Genomic DNA, 18,002 nt, shown 5'->3' with positions numbered 1-18,002 from the left:
AGAACCTGTACGTGGCCAGTTCCCTGCGACGTCGCATTTTTACACGGAAACCGGCCCTGAGAAGCGTGTTGTCCTAGTTTGGCGATGGGGTGTCCTTCCCATCGTCCTCGCTATCGGTGTTTTCTTCGTCCGATTCGAAAACGGACGAGCCATCCGAGAGCAGACCGAATCCTTCCTCTTCGGAATCGTCGGGAGGCATGACGGTTCCCGAATCGTTCAGTTCGGTGTATTCCTCAAGGCCTGGCAATTCGGTTGGAGGCGGTTCGTTGAAGGGCGGTTCGATTGTCAGATCCCCCTCGCTGTCTTCGTCCTCCTCGTCGTCCGAATCGGTTCCCCAGAGCAAGGCATCGTCTTCCTCATCCGAAGCTTCTTGATCGGAATCAAAGACGATTTCTGGAGTGGCTTCCGCGGTCGGTGATTCGGGCTCCGCAGACTCGATTTCCAGAGACTCCTCGGCACCCGTCCACAGTTCATCGTCGTCTTCTTCGTCCGATGCTTCCTGGTCCAGGTCAAAAACGATCTCCGAGGCGGCCTCGGTTGTCTCGGTTGTCTCGGTCGCCTCGGGTGCGAGGGCGAGTGGATCCGTTTCGGTTTCTGGCAGGGAAACGTCAATATCCAGCGATTCGGTTTCTAAAACGAGCGATTCGGTTTCAAGTTCAGGCAATTCGACCGCCGGTTCTGACCGGTCGCCCTCTGGTTCTGAAAGCTCGATTTCTGCCGCTGACAATTCGGTTTCTAGTCCGGGCGATTCAGTTTCTAGTTCGGCCAGCGGGTCCTTGATTTCAATGGAATTCTCTTCGGTGGCTACTTCGAGGGTCTCTTCAGGCCCGGTCCATAGTTCCGCATCATCCTCTTCGTCGGCCACTTCCTGGTCGGTGTCGAACGCGACTTCTGGTTCGGGAGTCATATCTTCCGAGGAATCGATGGTCGCAAATTCCATCGGTTCGTCGTCATCCCCATCGGCGTCGTAGAGAGCCTCTTCGATCTCTTCGGCCGCTTCTTCGATTTCCGCTTCGGCTGCTTCTTCGATCTCTTCGACCGCTTGTTCAATTTGCGCTTCGGCTGCCGCTTCGATTTCCTCGGCTGCTTCTTCGATTTCCGCTTCGATTTCGGCTTCTTTCTCGATTTCCGATGCTTGGTACGGTTCGGTGAAGACTCCGGCGATCGCACCTGCTGCTGGGGCGATCACTGCGGCGCCGGTGGCTCCAGCGATATCCCAAGAATCGGCAGTCGACGAATCGGAAGGAACGGCTTCTTCCGCTGGCGGCGATGGTTCGCGAGCGGGAAAGATGGTTTCGACGTTGCCACGGAGAATCTGTTTCCCGAGTGCAATCGCTCGTTCTTCGGACCAGCCGCGTGCAATCACAAAGGATTCGGTCAGGATTTTGGCTAGGATCTGACGATACATGTCGAATTTGGGCCAGACAAATTCCAGTTTGTAGGCGTCGCTGTAGTAGCCGATTTGCTTGGTCTGGGGGACCGCTTCCAGACGAGCCGTCGCGTCGCGTTCGATGAAGCTAGGGGTGTTGCTGTACCACCAATGCCCGTTGGTTAGGACGTTGGGGAAAATCCATGCGTAGCTGACCAGTTCTTGGTTGGTGACGCTTGCCAATACCGAAATCGGAAATTTGACTTCGGGGAACGCGTTGAACAGTTCACGGTACTGGATCAGCGAGACTCGGCTGTCGTACAGGTCCTGTCCTTGATAGACCCCGGCAGGATAAACGCCGCGGTTCACACCGATCATCAGGTCGAACGGCAGATTGTATTCATCACACAATTCGGCCAGGGTCCAGAAGACTCGGCGGGCGAGGGCATCCTGATGTGCCGGGGCGGCGGAGGTGCCACTGCGAAGGACGTCATCTAGAGCCGTTGCCGCACGTCCGTCGGTGACTTGCGTCGGAGAGAATGAAGGGGGAAGCGAAATCGCACAGGCTCGGGCCCCATTGCGAGTGAAGTGCTCGAAGCGTTGCTGCAGCGCTTCGCGGAGCGTTCCCAAGTCGCTGACTTCGATCCCGCTGCAGGCCGCCAGTCGCTCGCGAACCTCTGGTTTGCCCAGGTGAAAAACAAGGTCGTCGGTTCGCAGGCAGGGAATGTACTTGTTGGTATCAAATCCTTCCAATGCGTCGTCGAAATCGTTGGTCAAAAAGACCGCTTCGACATTGCTCTTTTCCAGGACCAGATCGGGCCACTCGGCGATCCGCATCTTTTCTTCGGCTGCGTCGTAGACCGCTTCCCAGTTGTCTGGTGTCAGTTTGTCTTCTTCGAAGCCGAAAAAGCGTTGGCAGATTGCAATCAACCAGCTGTACTGAGCCGTATTCTCCAACGGGGCCAGTCCGTGGACCAAACGTTCCACCTTTTCCTTGGGCCCCAGGTTTGCCGCTTCGATGTGCTCGCGAGGCATGCCTGCCGAGTGGGCTAATTCGGTGTAATAGTGATAGCCCAACACATCCGCCAACGTCGAAGAAGCGGGCGAGTGAGGGTTGATGTGCGTGTGAGGGTCGATCAAGCAGGTGTCAGCAAGAGCCTGATAGATGGTCTGGCGTAGCGAATCGGACATGGGTTTCGAATTCGGGCTGAGTGGGAAAGCTGGACGTGTTGAGATAGGGAGCGACCTAGGGCTTCGTCACAGGCGGAGGATGGAATGCAATGAACGGGAACGACTGAGGGATCGGCGGCCGTCGACCTCTATTTATTGTTGAATGCCGAAAGGAGGTCGATCGGTTGGACCTGCAACGATTTGTCTGACATCTGGGTTAAAGCATTAGGGCAAGGTTCTGCCTTTTATAAAAGATAATCAGAATTGTGGTGTTGGGGAGCCTAAGGCTTCGCTAGAAACCGGATTGTATGGGGGTTGAAGGCAGGTTGTGGCGAAAAGTAAGGCTATTTCTTTTCCATTTGGCGGTGGGGACCGTACAATGAACGCTCTCCCGAAGGCCCTGAGCCGCGACTGCACTTTTACTTAGGTGTGACGACGCTAATGCATCCGTACCGCCCCGATACTCCCAATATCGTACCAGCATCTGATACAGGACCCGCATCCGACGCCGGACCAGCGTCTGATATCGTTTTATCTGCGGATATCGTAACGTCTGCGGAAGGTGTGACGCCCGCAAGCTCTTCGCCGAGTGAATCGCCGTCGGAGTCCTCCGAGGTTTCGGTTTCAATCCGGGGGGAACGAGTCGGATTCGGTTACGAAAACCCGCTGCCCGCAAGGCAGCGCGACCGAAATCGGGATTCGAAAGGCTCGCTTAGCCAAAGTGTCCTTTTCCTGATGACGGTGGCCCTATTATTTGCTGCCCTCCGGTATTTGCTGCCTGTGGTGGTTGAGGAGGCTCGGTACGCGTGGCATCGCGGTGAATTGCGGGCAGAGTACGAAGTGAGTGGCGAAGGTTTGCGAACCGCATCACTCGATTCGCTCTCGCAGGCCTCGCAAATGGTGACTCAACACGTCGGTCCCAGCGTTGTGCATATCGAAGTCCAACGCCAACGCACCTCGCAGCAGGTCGATTTGGCTAATTTTCTGCAGGAGCAAAAAGGTTTGCCCCCTTCGATGGGACCGCTGCTTAGCTCGGACCAGGGGAGCGGCGTGATTGTCGATGCGTCGGGGTACATCCTGACCAATGAGCATGTCATCGCAGGAGGAGCAAGTATCCAGGTTGGTTTAAGCGACGGGCAACGGGTGCCGGCCGTCGTCGTTGGCGTCGACCCGTTAACCGATTTGGCGGTTTTGAAAATTGACGCTACCAACTTGATTCCCATTGAGTTTGGCGAAAGCGATGCGGCCAAGGTTGGTTCGCCGGTCTGGGCCGTCGGCAGTCCCTTTGGTCTGGATCGCACCGTCACGTTCGGGATCCTTAGTGGCAAACACCGGGTCGTGAAGGCAAGCACCCGGTATCAGGATTTCATGCAAAGCGATGTGGCGGTGAATCCCGGAAACAGTGGCGGCCCGCTGGTGGATGCTCGAGGCCAGTTGATCGGGATCAATACGGCCATTGTTGGAGATACCTATCGAGGGGTCAGTTTCTCGATCCCAAGTAATGTTGCCAAATCGGTCTACGAGCGGATTCGGGCCGATGGCCATTTTCAACGTGGCTGGTTGGGCGTGGCGTTGGCGGAAGTCCCTGATGATCTACATAAAGGTGCCGATGCACGGGTGCGAGGAGCCCTCGTCACAGGGCTGGCGGACCCGGATTCGCCAGCGGCTCGGGCTGGGGTGTTGGCCGGAGACATTGTCTTGCAGTTAAACGAGATCGAACTGGCCGATATCGGACACCTCATGCGATTGGTGGGCGATTTGAAGGTCGGAGAGTCCGTTCAATTGTTGGTTCGCCGTGACGACGGACTACAATCGTTGTGGGTGACGATCGGATCGCCACCCGCCGAACGGGTCCTGCGGTAAACCGCGTTATTGTTGATGGACGGCTTTTGCGGTGCCGCGGGCTGGCGGTAAGTGGGCCCGCTACTGGACGGTACGAATTTGGACGGTACGAATTTGAACGGTGCGAATTTGGACGGTGCGAATTTGGACGGTGCGAATTTGAACGGTGCGAATTTGGCACTCGTAGCGAACCCGCCCCTTGGCTCAGTTCCGTCTGAACGGCCCGAGGGCGACAATCGCTTCATCGACAGCCCGTTTAGGATCGACCCTCCTTGGAAGAAAGTACAAGCGTTTTGGATGATCGCCCGCGTCACTTCGATTGGGTGGCAAAACTTAGTTTTTTGACGCTGGTGATTGCTGCCGCGGTGAATCCGGTCAATTTGATGACCAGCATCGAATTCGAACGTCAAACGCAGTCCAATAGCCCAATCTTGCTGGCCAAACTGTGTGTCGCTGGGGTCGCGGCCCTGCTGGGAGTGTGGATCTGGTTCACCTCGCCGAGTGTCCGCCGGTCAATGTTTTCAATCCCTGGCGCCTGTTTGGTGGCTTTGGCGATTGTGTTCTGCCTGACTAGTCTCTTTGCTGGCGTTGGGAGTCCCGCGAACCCAATGATTAGCCGGGCGGCGGCAATGATTTTTGTCGCCTATCTTCTGTTCACGTTAGGGGCGGTCCAGCGGCTCCAGCCCCACTCTTTTCTTCTGGCACTGTTGCTGGGAGTCGTAGCCAATTTGCTGGTGACATTGGCGCTGTATGTGTTTGTTCCCTCCCACGGCGTTTTTCATGAGTATATCTCGGCGACGGAAACGGTTCCTCGGATGGGTGGAACAGCTCATCCAAACGGAGTGGCGATCACGGCGGTCACGGCAGTTCTGATCGCCTTGGGGATTCGCTTCGGACGACCTCGGGGTGAGGGCAGGGGATCGCTGCAAAGGGATGCGGAAACGGAAAGGGCTGTTTCAACGCCTTGGGAGATAAGTGTGGGCAGCCAGTCGCTTCGTCTGAATCGATGGTTGGTTTTTGCGGTGTTAATCGGCGTTGTTGCCGCCTTGGCAGCGTTAAGTCGGACCGCGATCTTAGCGGGCGGAATCGCGACCTGTTTCTTGCTTTTTCATTGGTTTTCGCGTCGTGCCATCGTCCTGAGTGTTGTGCTATTGATCACGCTGGGGATCGGGACCGCGTTGCTGACGTCGATGTCGACAGGGAAGGATCCGTTCTCTTCCTCGGCGGTTGTAGCGGTCACCAAGAGCGGCAAATTGGAAGAGTTGACTTCGATGACCGGGCGTACGGTCATTTGGGCACAAGCGATCGACTGGATCCAGCAACGTCCTTGGACCGGTTGGGGGCTGGATAGTTCGGCGAGCGTGATGACGGGGCCGACTGCTGGGACTCACAACCTAATGCTGAACACTTGTTTTTCAGCTGGTCTGGTCGCAGGGGGGATTCTGTTGGTGCTGTTGCTGTGGTCGCTTAGGTCTGCGTTTGTGCAGCCCTATCCGTGGATACGCGGAATCTTGATTTACGTGCTGGTTTCGGGATTGGTGGAGGACACGATTTTTGATTCGTTTCCAAATGCGCTTTCCCTGGCCTGGATCGCCGCCCTGGTTGCTCCGTCGATGTATTCGGCATCTTTGAAGGACGAAGAAGGATCAGGCGGAGTGGATCCGCTTTCGACGCCCACTCGATCGCTGGGAGGCTAGTGCCCCCCCTGGATCCGAGCAAATCTTCGCTGTTTTCTCTTCTTGCCTAGATTGTAGTTCCGGTTACGATGGATTGGTCATCGCCTAGTTGATGGTTTTGAATCTGTTTTTATTGCCTTGATTTGTCTGTAGAGCCCGCCATGCGAGATCGAACATCCTTTCTGACAATTTTGCTGACCGCTGTGGCGACACTCGGATTAGGAGGCTGGGTTGCAGCGGAGGAGACGCCCGGGATTTCCAAAGAGAAGCCTGCCGAAGGGCCCTTTGTTGAAGTCAAAGAAGGCTACATGGTCCCCTATACGACTCGCATCCCCGGAAGCGACGTCACTTTTGAGATGGTCCCGATTCCTGGTGGGACTTACATGTTGGGGAGTCCTGAAAGCGATCCCGCTCACAAAGAAGACGAAGGCCCGCAGGTAAAGGTGACGATTGATCCGATTTGGGTCGCTCGGCACGAGATCACTTGGGACGAGTACGATCAGTACATGAACCTGTACTACACCTTCAAAGAGTTTCAGGCTCGCGGTATTCGTCCCGTCGATCCAGAACAACGTGCCGACGTAATCACGTCGCCAACCGAACTGTATCAGCCTGACCATACCTATGAATACGGCAAGGAACCTGATGAGCCTGCCATTACGATGACGCAGTATGCGGCCAAGCAGTACACCAAATGGTTAAGTGCAATCACCGGTCAGCAGTTCCGTTTGCCTTCCGAAGCCGAATGGGAATATGCATGCCGAGCAGGAACCGAAACCCCTTACAACTTTGGGGATTCCGCAGACGATTTGGATGCCAACGCTTGGTTCTTTGATAATGCAGAAGAAGGAGTCGTCAAAGTCGGTCAGAAGAAGCCAAATGCATTCGGTCTGTACGACATGCATGGCAACGCGGCCGAATGGGTCGTCGATGGATACACAGAAGACGGTTACAAGTCTTTAGCGGGCAAAGAACTGAACGGTATCAACGCGGTTCAGTGGCCTACCAGTGCCTATCCACGTGTGGTTCGCGGAGGAAGCTGGGAATCGGATCCCGAAGACCTACGCAGCACTTCGCGGATGGGGTCACAAGACCCTGAATGGAAAGAAGAAGATCCTAACTTTCCAAAGAGCCCTTGGTGGTTCACATCCGATCCCGCTCGTGGAGTCGGATTCCGAATTGTCCGCTCCTACCAGCCGTTGGCTCCTGAAACGATTTCCAAGTTTTGGGAAGCGGTCACCGAAGACGAAATCGATGATATCGAAAGTCGTTTGCGTGAAGGACGCGGTGGTCTTGGAAAGGTCGATAAAGGCCTTACCAAAGCGATCGAAGACTGGAAAGCAAGTCAGTAGGCATTTGCCTACCAGGGGCAGCCCTGCCTAACGTTTTGGAAACCTTGTGGCGCGGGTATTCTGCCTGTGCTGAGGACCGACCGGTCTTATCGACACCCACCCGGGAGCGGCTTTCCACGACGTGGGTTATGATTGGCAGCGGTTCATCTCTCTGATTATCGAAAATCCTTACTAGCGAAGATTACTGGTGTACGAAAACTTGGCATTGGTCGGCGCAACGGGTGCGGTTGGCCGAATCGTTCTTGATCAACTGGTCCAACGACAACTTCCTTACAAAACGCTCAAACTATTGGCGTCCAGTCGTTCGGCTGGCACTCAGGTGAAGGTTGGCGACGAAACGAAGACGGTTGAGTTGCTGGAACCGTCCGCCTTTGACGGAGTCGATCTTGTCATCGCCAGCACGCCGGATGAAGTTTCCGCCGAGTTTTGCTCATGGGCCGTTGAACGAGGCGCTGTTGTCGTCGACGAAAGCGCTTTCTGGCGGATGGATCCTAAGGTTCCATTGATCGTGCCCGAAGTAAATCCCGAAGCGATTAAGGGGCACCACGGAATCATCGCGAGTCCAAACTGCAGTACGACTCAAATGGTGGTCGCAATGGCCCCGATCTATCGTGCCGCAGGTATTCGTCGAGTCGTTGTCAGTACGTACCAAGCGACCAGTGGTGCCGGTTTAGCTGGAAATGTTGAACTGGAAAAAGCGACCCAGGCGGCACTCAGCAAGCAAGGCAACCACACCGCCGAAACGTTCCAGCACGACATCGCTTTTAATCTGATCCCGCAAATCGGGTCGGAGAAGCATGAAGGCTATACGTCCGAAGAGATGAAGATGGTCTACGAGACCCGTAAGATCTTTGGCGATGATTCGATTCAGGTTTGTCCAACCTGCGTGCGTGTTCCCGTGATGATCGGTCACAGTGAATCGATTTTGATTGAAACCGAAAAACCACTTTCGGCCGCCGAAGCTCGTGAACTTTTCGCCGCTGCCCCAGGCATTCGTGTGATCGATGATCTAAGCCAGAAGTCTTATCCGATGCCGCGTGACTGCGATGGATGCGATGACGTCTTGATTGGCCGAATCCGCAAAGACCTGAGCAGCGAAAATGGAATCGCCTTCTGGTGCGTCAGCGATAACCTTCGCAAGGGTGCCGCAACCAATGCAATTCAAATTGCCGAACTGCTGATGAAGTCCTAAGGGACGATTGTCGGTTGCGATTCAAGGACGCTAGAATGGACTTCGCGTCCTTAGCGAAGGGCGACAATCACTAACCACCGGACGGTTTTCGCCGCTCCGTTACGAAAGTGGGTGGCGTTTTGCAGTTTGGATTCTTAGCGGATCGGCGCAAGCCGACCGCCCAGCAGCCGGGTTCTCCAACGCTACGACGATTCGACTTTCGCCGATCCGTTACGAAAGTGGGTGGCGATTTGCGGTTGGAATTCTTAGCGGATCGGCGCAAGCCGACCGGCCAGCAGCTTGGTTCTCCCACGCTACGACGATTCGACTTTCGCCGATCCGTTACGAAAGTGGTTGGCGATTTGCGGTTGAGATTCTTAGCGGATCGGCGCAAGCCGACCGGCCAGCAGCTTGGTTCTCCAAAACGTGTGCCCCTGTTCTTGTTGGCATTTTTCTGTTGCTGCGCCGCGTCGCAGGTGGTCAACGCTCAGAAAACCATCCCCGAGGATCCTTGGGCTCGCTTTCATTTCGAAGGGAACCAAGCGTTTTCGGATGCGGCGTTGAGAAAAGCTCTCATCGCAGATCCGACTTTTCTGCTAGCGACTCACCCGCTTGGGTCATCCGATGAACTGGAAGGCGTCATTCGCAATGGCTTAGTCTACGGCTATCGGCGTAAGGGGTTTCCCTCACCAATCATTTCGGTCACCTCCCAGGCAGATCCGCCTCTTACGACCATTCGTATCGATGAAGGGGCCCGCATGCTTTGCGGAAAAATCCGGATTCAAGGCGGGGTGACGTTGGATCCTGAACGGCTGATCGAACGACTGACCAAGCGTTTCCCAAAACCCAACACCTTTCCTGCTTTTGTCGAAGCGGGCGGGGAAATCCGGCAGCGATGGGTCAATGAAAAGGGAAAAACGGTTCCGCTGGTCGATCCCGTTTGGGAACCCGGGACTCCAGTCTCGTTGGATACTGAGACGGAACTTCACGCTGCGGTGGTGCGGGGAATCGCCGATTTGGGGTATTCCAGTGCGATCGTCTTTACGCGGGTCGAGCTCAACGAGGAAACTCACAGTGCCTCTCTGGTGATTGAAATCGCAGAAGAGGGAAGCAAGGACAAAGCAGAATCAATCGAGTGCATCGGGTATCAAGTGAATACGCCCGAGCAGATTGCACAGGCGATCGGTTGGCACCCCAACGATGAAATCGATCGGTCGAAAATTGAAGAATGGACGAAGCAACTATGGCTCTCTGGACGTTTCTCCGACCAGTCCGTTCGTTTTCTTCGCAACAAAGAGGGAAGCGGATATCTGGTCGTCAAGGTGACCGAAGTCCCCAAAATGCCCTCGCTGGGTCAGAGCCTTAGTGAGTCCGCCGAGGTCTTTCGGCGGGCCGGGAATTGGATTGGAGGAAGTCAGGAGCGTCATGACGACTTGGTTTTTACGTTCGTCGATGATCATCGACGTTTGCGTTGGATTCAGTCATCGAAAGGGTCGTTGCTGCAGTACTTCTCCAGTTCCGAGCCAAACGAAAGCATCCCTCGCTGGTCGATCCTGTTTGATGACGAGCAATTGGTTCTCGATCACCAAGCGAATCCTCTCCATTGGTCCGCCGGAATTGCAGGGGCCGATTTTCACGTTCATGCGCAGACCGGGATCCTGGCTGATGGGAAATCAGAAGATGGATTTGCCAGGCTTAATTTCACTGGGAATTGGAAAACCGGCCGGAACGAAGGGCAGTCGCTCTTTCAGCATGCCTTCGCGGTATCTCCTGCGGACTGGCTTGCGTTCGCCTATAAGCCAGGGCTTGAGCAGAAGATTGTCGATGGCGTTTTGATAGCGGAGCACCCGAAACAAAGGTGCCGTATCGATGTTGCGACGGGCCGGGTTCTCCAGTGGGATTCGGATCGAGGAGGCGTTTATTTTCAGAAGGGGCTATATGAGAAGGAACGGACAGTCCTGTTGGATGCGGTTGCCGAAAAGCAGAACGCGTACCAGGCGAAGCATCCGCTCACTTCGTTGGCTCAGTTCTTGTGCGCCGCTCCGATTTGGAATGATATCCATGAAGCGATCCGAGACGGGGAACCTGTTGTGGAAGAAGCATCGGATGCTCAGCGCAGAGCCGTGCAAAAGCTGCTCGCTGCAGGGCTTTTGGAGCCGCTTGACCTGTGGATTGGAAAACAGGAGCAGGGCAGGGGAGAGGAGCGATTTTTTGTGCCATCCAATGACCTGGGCCCCAAAAGTCCTTTCGGCATGGGGATCCAATTGGTCGCCAGAGCGAGCCTCGAGTATGGACCGCAGATATTTCCCGAAGGGGAATGGCCATTAAAAGTTCTGCGAGAATCGGCACTCGTTGGGTTGGGAAAGCCCCGCTATTTCAAGCCCGTCCTAAAGGGATTGCTGGAGGACCCGAAGATCGGACCATTATGTTTAGGATCGGTAGCGGGCTTGCTTGCCCATATCGATTCAAATCTAGCATCACAACTGGCTCGGCAAGCTCTCCTGCGAGTCGACCAGGAGCATTTCGCGAGCGATTTGACAGGTTTGCTAGCTGGTCCCGGAGGGAATTGGTTTAAAGAAATGCTGTCAGCGTTAGAGGGGTTGGAAGAAGAGGAGTGGGATGCGCTTTCGAGCGGAGTTCTGAAAAATTTCCCTCGCGGGCAAGCCTTGTTGCAAAGGATTCGGGAGCAGCTGATCAAGCAGGATTCACACATCGACAAAGCGATCTACCAAGTTATCGAACCCGATCTCCGCTCTGCATTACAGGGCATGGTGAAACCAACGTAACGTATCCAGCCACCAATCTTCCTAGCGGTACGGCGCAAGCCGTCCGGCCCCGCTTCGTTACAGCTCCACCAACCCTCTTAGCGGTACGGCGCAAGCCGTCCGGCCTCTTGCAGTCACAGCTCCACCAACTCTCTTAGCGGCACGGCGCAAGCCGTCCGGCCTCTTGCAGTCACAGCTCCACCAACCCTCTTAGCGGCACGGCGCGAGCCGTCCGGCCTCACTTTATTACAGCACTGCCAGCATTCTTAACACCGCGCAAGCCGCTCGCGCTCCTCCTCTCACCGCTCCCTCTGCCAGCCCGACTCGCACCCGCTGTCCGCTCTCTCGGCATCTTGCCGAGTCCTCCTCCGCGTCCCCCGAGCTAGCAATGTCGGCTCATTTCTCTCGGCGACCTATTTTTGTTATGTCACCCTGTTTGCCCATTCCTGTGTCTTGGGGGGCTCAGATCCAATCTGTGTCGATGGTCCCCTCAGGGAAAGGGGTTTTTTTGGTCATCCTGCTGTCGGTGGGGGCAGATTGCTATTTTCAGCAAAGCGGGAAGCCCGCTAGACTCCCAGCCCACATGAAACTGCGAAGGATCGCGGTTCAGAAATTCCCCTAAACGGATGCAAGGATGCGTCGAATCAAGTGCTGCTGTCTAGTGGCTTTGCTATTTGCCGCCCTCGGCTGTTCACATGCGCGTTATTCGGTAGCGAATTTGCCACCGGAGTTTCATGCGCCGCACCATATTAGTGCGCGTCACGTGGACCTAAGCAAGATGACCCGAAATTCGGTACCTACCGAGTGGTTGCAGCCGGGCGATACGATTGAAGTCAGTATTGTGACGGGGGTTGAAGAGGGGGCAACGCCAAAGTGGAACTTATTGGTCGACAACAACGGGACGATCGACGTTCCTTTGGTAGGACCCGCAAAAGTCTCTGGCTTGACGCCGACGATGGCGGCGGATCGGATTCGAGATACTTCGATTCAGAAGGGAATTTACATCGATCCCAAAGTCATGGTTTCGATCGAAGAGAAACGGACTTTCCAGATTTCGGTTGTCGGAGCGGTTAACGAACCTGCAACCTATGAAATTCCAGCATCGAATTGCGATCTTTTGACCGCAATCACGATGGCAAAGGGTGTTTCGGATGAAGCGAGTCGCTACATCGAAATCAAACATTCTCCAACGACATTAAGTGATTTGGCTAAGACCGCACCGGTAACTGGACCCGACGGAGTCGCGTTGGCGTCTTTCCAGTCGGGCACACCACCTGCGATGGTCAATCTTGATTTGGGTCAATTGGAATCTCAGCCACCGGGCGCACTGCAGTTGTACGACGGAAGTGTGGTCAACGTGATGCGAGAGCCCAAGCGAATGGTCAGTGTGATTGGCTTGGTGACCAAGCCGGGGCAGATCGACATGCCAGACGGAGAGGATTTGATGTTAATGGACGCCATTGCACAGGCAGGCGGCACGACCTTGTCGATCGCCGACAAGGTCCATGTGATTCGAACGCTACCGGGGCAAGCGGCACCCGCAGTGATTGAAGCATCGATCTCGGATGCGATGTCAGGAGGCCCCGACAACATGCGACTAGCGCAAGGCGACATCATCCGCGTCGAAGAGACCCCATCAACCATCGCCCTCCAAACCATCCGCTCCTTCTTCCGAGTAGGCTTCAGCGCCGCAGTTCCCGGAATCTAATTTACTGTTTGATGTTTTAGTATGAATCAAATTGAAAATCTAAGCGGTCCTCAGCATCTAACAGCGGCAGATGCCATACAGGCGTTGCTTCGTTTCGGAAACGGGATGATGCGACGCCAGCGCATGGTGGCATCCGTGTTTTTGTTGGTCGGGCTGTTTGCTGGGATTTACTATGTCACGGCGGATCGTGTCTATCAAGCGAGCGCTCAGTTGCTGGTGGAAGAACCTAGCATTGGGGTTTTCCCTGGAGCGTCTCCGACGGCTCAATCCAACAAGCTGCCGACTCAAGAAAAAATCATTCGAAGTGACCGCGTGCTCAAGCAGGCTTTGGATCAACTTCGCCAAATGGATTCCAGCTTGCAAATTGATCTTGTTGGGCTTTCCGATGAGCAGGCGTTGACCACCCTGCAAGGTAACTTAACGGTTCAGTTGGTTCGCAATACAAATGTCATCGAATTGTCGTATCGATCGGCCAGCCCAAAGGCAGCCGAAGTTGTTCTTGATGTCTTAGTGCAGTCCTATCTGGACTTTATGCAACAGCATCACCAGGACACATCCGTGACGGTGCTTGAGTTGTTGAAGGGAGAGCGAGAGAAGATAGAAGAGACCTTACATCTAGAACAGCAAAGGCTGATTAAGCTTCGTGACGAAGCACATGTTGTTGGTTTTGATAATGATTCTTTGAAGTCTCACCCAGCACTTCAGCGAGTCAATAGTTTGAACGAGAGCCTCACACAGGCTCAGAAAACTCGGATCGAGCTCCAGGCTATTTCTGCAGTGGTGTCCGACGCTATTCGCGAAGGTCGTGATCCGCGACCGCACATGCATGCTGTTGATCCTGATGCTGCTCGCTCGTTGACCGCTGCGGTTCTCGGGGTTGCGCCAGAGCAGATGCGATCGATCCATGTGCTAGAGCAGAAATTGCTAAGCGACCGAGCTGAGGTAATGCGGCTTGAAAAGCATCTGGGGCCAACTCACCCAAGTATGGTTGCCTTGCAGGGCGAAATCTCCAATGCGGAGACCTATCTGTCTGATTTTCAGGCTCGCGTCAACGGACGATCAAGCAATCAAAGTGGAGGCCAATTTGCGGCTTTGTTGGGTGATTTAGTCCAGCAGAAATTGAATGAATCGACTCAGCATGAAGCTCTTCTGAGAAAGGAATACGACACCCTTGAAAAAGAGGTGGTCGCCATGAATGGAAGTCTAAGCGAAATGCTGCTTTCGCAGCGTGAGGTCGATCGACTTAGTCGCGCATATGATGCGTTGCTGGAGAAAATTCATGGAGTTGATTTGGGGCAGGACCAGGCCGCTGTGCGAGTCGCGGTGATTGGCAAGCCCAAGGCATTGATTGCAGCCGTTTCGCCGCGTTTGAGACTTGTTGTCCTTGCAGCCGGTTTCTTTTCGACGTTGTTGTCTGTCGGGTTGGTCTATATCGCAGACTTGCGAGACGATCGCTTTGCAAGCCTTGAAGAGGCTGAACGTCAGACGCGTACCGAGATTCTTGCGGTGGTCGAAAAACTTGAAACCTATGGAGAGTACGGAGCGGAGGCAATTCAGATGCACGTTGCTCCCTCGACTCGTTCAAGCGAGGCGTTCCGCACCCTGCGTGCTGGTTTGATGCTGAATCCAGCGAAGCCTCGCCTGATTGCGGTAAGTAGTTCGGAACCTGGGGATGGCAAGACAACCATCAGTAGTAACCTGGCCGTTGGACTCGCCCAAGCAGGTAAACGAACTCTGGTTATCGATGCGGACTTGCGTAAACCTGGAATGACCAATTTGTTCAACGTGCGGCACGCTAAGGGCCTCAGCCAACTGCTTGTTGAAATGTCTCCGGTGGATGTGGTCGATAAGTATGTCATGTCCACGGGAATTGATAATTTGGAATTGATCCCATGTGGGGCACGACCACTTGATCCCGCGGAATTGCTGGCGAGTAACGCGTTGTCCGATATTGTTCAGTGGGCTGCTAGTCGTTACGACCATGTCGTTCTCGATTGCCCACCTGTCTTAATCGCGAACGATGTTGCTTTGGTAACTCGATTGACCGATGGATTGGTGTTGGTCGTACGGCCGGAGAAGAATTCGCGAAGGCATGTGCTACGAGCGATCGAACGCTTGGAGCGATTCCAAACCAATGTGCTGGGAATGGTCATTAATGCAATGGATGCGAGCACCGCTGATGGAGCGTACGGCTACGGTTACGGCTATGGATACGGTTACGGCGACGAGCTAACCGATGAAAAACAAGCCGTGGTGATGCCCAGCCAAAACGCCGTTTCGCAATCTGAATTAGTCGTGCATACCGATTCGGCTGCACCTAAGACCGCTCCTGTTCGACGCTCGACACCTCGGCGCCGGGCTGCCTAGAGTCCTCCTGTTCTGATAACCAACTAACAGCGAGTGGAAAACGGTGCCTCAGTCTATCGAGCCGCAGATCGAATCAGAGCTGCCGTCAGTATTGTTCAATGCTGGTTCGCAAGGCCGATGGGTCCGCGTTGCTCACTGGTTAATGGATGCATCCCTGTTGGTTGTCCTGTTCGCGGCACCACTTGTGCTGGGGGGAAGACATCCGCTTGGAAGACTGGTTTTGATTGCAGCCGTGGTGCCTGGTACTGTCGGAATGTTGATCAAAGTTATCGCCGGGCGAAAAATACCACTTACCTGGCTGCAGATCAGCTTGTTGCTTGGGTGCTTGCTGGTTCCTGTCTGCCAAGTTGCTGTCTTTTCCCCCGAATTCATCGGCCGGTTTGCTCCTGGTATTGAACATCTGTTCGGTGAAGATCCCGTGCTGGTTTCGCAGGGCGTGGTCACAACGACATTTAGTATGTCTCAGGTCACGACGGTAAAGTCGATTCCGACGCTGCTGGCCTATCTGTGTTTTTTTTCATTTCTCGTCTGCCGACTGGATGATTTTTCGGATGTGGAAAGATTGCTCCGATGGTTTATTGGTTCGGTCTTGCTGCTGACCGTTTTGGCGATTCTGCAATCACAGTTTGGCAATGGGCGGTTTCTCTGGTGGTACGATCATCCCAGTCGTGAGCCCGGCGATATCCCGCGTGGCCCTTTTCAAAATGAAAACCATCTGGCTAGTTTGCTTGCACTTGCAGTCCCTTGTTCGCTCTATTTTCTGTTTCGGAATATAAAGTCGAAGTCCAGCAAATTAGGAGCTCGGATTTCTTTTGAACAATGTTTGGCGGCTGTTACATGTTTGGTCATCGTGGTCACTGTATTCGCAACCCCTTCACGTGGTGGCGCCGCGATTATTGTTTTTGGGGGCGTGGTTTGGGGAGCCTTGTTGGGATGGAACTTACTTTCAAAACGACTGGCGGGAATTTGGATGGGCTATGCCGGTTGGATGCGAACCGGAGTTGTCGCCGGTTGGGCGGCGGCGGTGACAGGCGTTTTTGTGATGTTCAACGGTATCGAACGGTTCTCATATTGGCGCTATAAAATTTGGGCGGCCGACATTGCCGTTTGGAGAGATTTCCCTCTCTTAGGGATCGGTGTTGGGAATCATCGATACGCCTATCGAGCGTACCTAGATGAGTATTGGTATCAGACGTTTACAACCGCCGAGAGTAGCTGGTTGCAGTTGTTGGTAGAAACCGGTGCGGTGGGCGTCACGCTGGCTGTTTTGATTGTGATTGCGGTTCTGGTTGCTGCCCTCCGCATCGTTGCCTCGTATTCGCGCGGAGTCCCTTTTCTTCTGGGATCTGCGATCCTTGCTGGACTAGCGGTTAGCTGCTTTCATGCCTCGGGGGATTTTCCTTGGCATATTCCTTCTTGTTTTGTTGGCTGTATGGTCTTGGTCGTGGCTGCTGTCAGACTTCCGGCTGTTCTGGTCGACCGTTTTGGAAAGCCATCACAGGTCCTTGTCCCGATGCCGACTAAGGGGGTGGGAGGCGTGGCGGCTATTGGAATTGCAGTTGCATTGCTAGTCGGAAATTACTGGGCGATAACCAAGGCGATTCCAGACGCGAGGGCCTCTTTGCAGTGGGACGCGTATCGTCGTCTGGTTCGAGACCAACCCGATCTCAATCAGGCTACCGGCGACAATCAAGCCACGCGATTACTGCTGGCAACCCTGAAGGCCGATCCCAGTCACATCGCGGCTCGTTCTAAGTTGGTCTTCCGCATGTCGGCCGAATTAGAACAAAGCCGTTTCGAGCATGCCGATATCAGTCGTTTGGCCAAGCAAGTTCTAAATCAATCTTCGCTTGTCGTTGGGTTTTGTCCGCTGGAATCAAGAAGCTACCTGTGTGCAGCGATCGCCGCGAGTGCATTGGGAGCAAACGTCGAGCAGCAGGAGAGGTTGCTCGCGCAGTCACAGCGATTACGTCCGGTCGATGGTGCAGTTGCCCTGCGACGCGGATTAAATGCTGTCATGGTCCAAGAAATGGAGCGTGCCGATGTACACTTCAAAATTGCATTGAACGACGATCCGTCTATGAGAGATCGGGCGGTAGAGACCTTGACGCTGCTTCTTTCCCCTAAGGAAATTGTCGAACGATGTCAGCCAGGGCAAGAAGCAACCGCGATGCTTTATCAAAGAACGCGTAAGCCTGTACCCGATGAAATGCAGCAGTTTTTGGGAAGGTACTATTGTGCTTGCTTGGAAACCGCCGCGGCAGCTTGTGAGAATGAAGCCGACGCGGAGCAATTTCGTGCTGCCGCAGCAAAAGTCGCAACAGAGATCAATGACTCTGCACTCCAGCTAGAGATCGCTGGCAAGCGGTTGAGGAGCAACGATCGCAATATAGCGTTGTTGCTCACGCGTGCAGAGATCTATCTGGACATGGGGCAATATGAGGACGCTCAGGCGGATTTGCGGAGATGCCAGAAAGAAGCACCACAGAACCCGGATGTGCGTCGCTTTGCATTGCGGTTGGATCGCCAGTCTGCGACCCTGCATCGTTAGCCCAATGCCATCTACTTTCTTAGCGGAACGG

Annotated in this window: 10 protein-coding genes; 9 read left to right on the top strand and 1 reads right to left on the bottom strand. The window is 54.4% G+C overall.

Features of this window, described 5'->3' with window-relative positions; all coding sequences use genetic code 11:
* Positions 1 to 73 precede the first annotated feature (73 nt).
* A complete protein-coding gene (locus FF011L_RS21725; protein WP_145354075.1) occupies positions 74 to 2,560 on the bottom strand; it encodes a glucuronate isomerase in 2,487 nt (828 codons plus the stop codon).
* Positions 2,561 to 2,980: 420 nt separating this feature from the next.
* On the opposite strand from FF011L_RS21725, the gene FF011L_RS21720 reads away from it, so the two are divergent.
* The 9 genes from FF011L_RS21720 to FF011L_RS21680 all read left to right on the top strand — a co-directional run bounded on the left by FF011L_RS21720 (position 2,981) and on the right by FF011L_RS21680 (position 17,971).
* Entirely contained in the window at positions 2,981 to 4,402 is a 1,422-nt protein-coding gene (locus FF011L_RS21720; RefSeq protein ID WP_145354074.1) for a S1C family serine protease, read from the top strand.
* A gap of 51 nt (positions 4,403 to 4,453) precedes the next feature.
* On the top strand, positions 4,454 to 4,726 hold the full coding sequence (locus FF011L_RS27285) for a pentapeptide repeat-containing protein (protein ID WP_391560891.1): 273 nt from the start codon (positions 4,454 to 4,456) through the stop codon (positions 4,724 to 4,726).
* Positions 4,654 to 6,078, top strand: a complete 1,425-nt coding sequence (locus FF011L_RS21710; RefSeq protein WP_218932799.1) for an O-antigen ligase family protein — start codon at positions 4,654 to 4,656, stop codon at positions 6,076 to 6,078. Before FF011L_RS27285 ends, FF011L_RS21710 begins: the two co-directional genes overlap by 73 nt.
* Before the next feature lie 140 nt (positions 6,079 to 6,218).
* Positions 6,219 to 7,409 (top strand): formylglycine-generating enzyme family protein, encoded by a 1,191-nt coding sequence (locus tag FF011L_RS21705; RefSeq protein ID WP_145354072.1) that lies wholly within the window; start codon positions 6,219 to 6,221, stop codon positions 7,407 to 7,409.
* A 184-nt stretch (positions 7,410 to 7,593) separates the two neighbouring features.
* Positions 7,594 to 8,601: an aspartate-semialdehyde dehydrogenase gene (locus FF011L_RS21700; RefSeq protein ID WP_391560944.1), complete on the top strand. Its 1,008-nt coding sequence runs from the start codon at positions 7,594 to 7,596 to the stop codon at positions 8,599 to 8,601.
* Positions 8,602 to 9,023: 422 nt separating this feature from the next.
* Positions 9,024 to 11,366, top strand: coding sequence for a BamA/TamA family outer membrane protein (locus FF011L_RS21695; RefSeq protein WP_218932798.1), 2,343 nt, complete (start codon positions 9,024 to 9,026; stop codon positions 11,364 to 11,366).
* 757 nt (positions 11,367 to 12,123) lie between these two features.
* Positions 12,124 to 13,053 (top strand): polysaccharide biosynthesis/export family protein, encoded by a 930-nt coding sequence (locus FF011L_RS21690; RefSeq protein ID WP_218932797.1) that lies wholly within the window; start codon positions 12,124 to 12,126, stop codon positions 13,051 to 13,053.
* A 21-nt stretch (positions 13,054 to 13,074) separates the two neighbouring features.
* The gene (locus tag FF011L_RS21685; protein WP_145354068.1) at positions 13,075 to 15,420 is read left to right on the top strand and encodes a GumC family protein; all 2,346 of its coding nucleotides are present in this window, start codon (positions 13,075 to 13,077) and stop codon (positions 15,418 to 15,420) included.
* Between the two features lie 43 nt (positions 15,421 to 15,463).
* The gene (locus tag FF011L_RS21680; protein ID WP_145354067.1) at positions 15,464 to 17,971 is read left to right on the top strand and encodes an O-antigen ligase family protein; all 2,508 of its coding nucleotides are present in this window, start codon (positions 15,464 to 15,466) and stop codon (positions 17,969 to 17,971) included.
* Positions 17,972 to 18,002: the final 31 nt, after the last annotated feature.

Source organism: Roseimaritima multifibrata (assembly GCF_007741495.1).
In the GTDB taxonomy this organism is placed as follows: Bacteria; Planctomycetota; Planctomycetia; order Pirellulales; family Pirellulaceae; genus Roseimaritima; species Roseimaritima multifibrata.
Note: the sequence above shows the minus strand (reverse complement) of the source record. Positions and strands in the feature narration are given on the sequence as shown.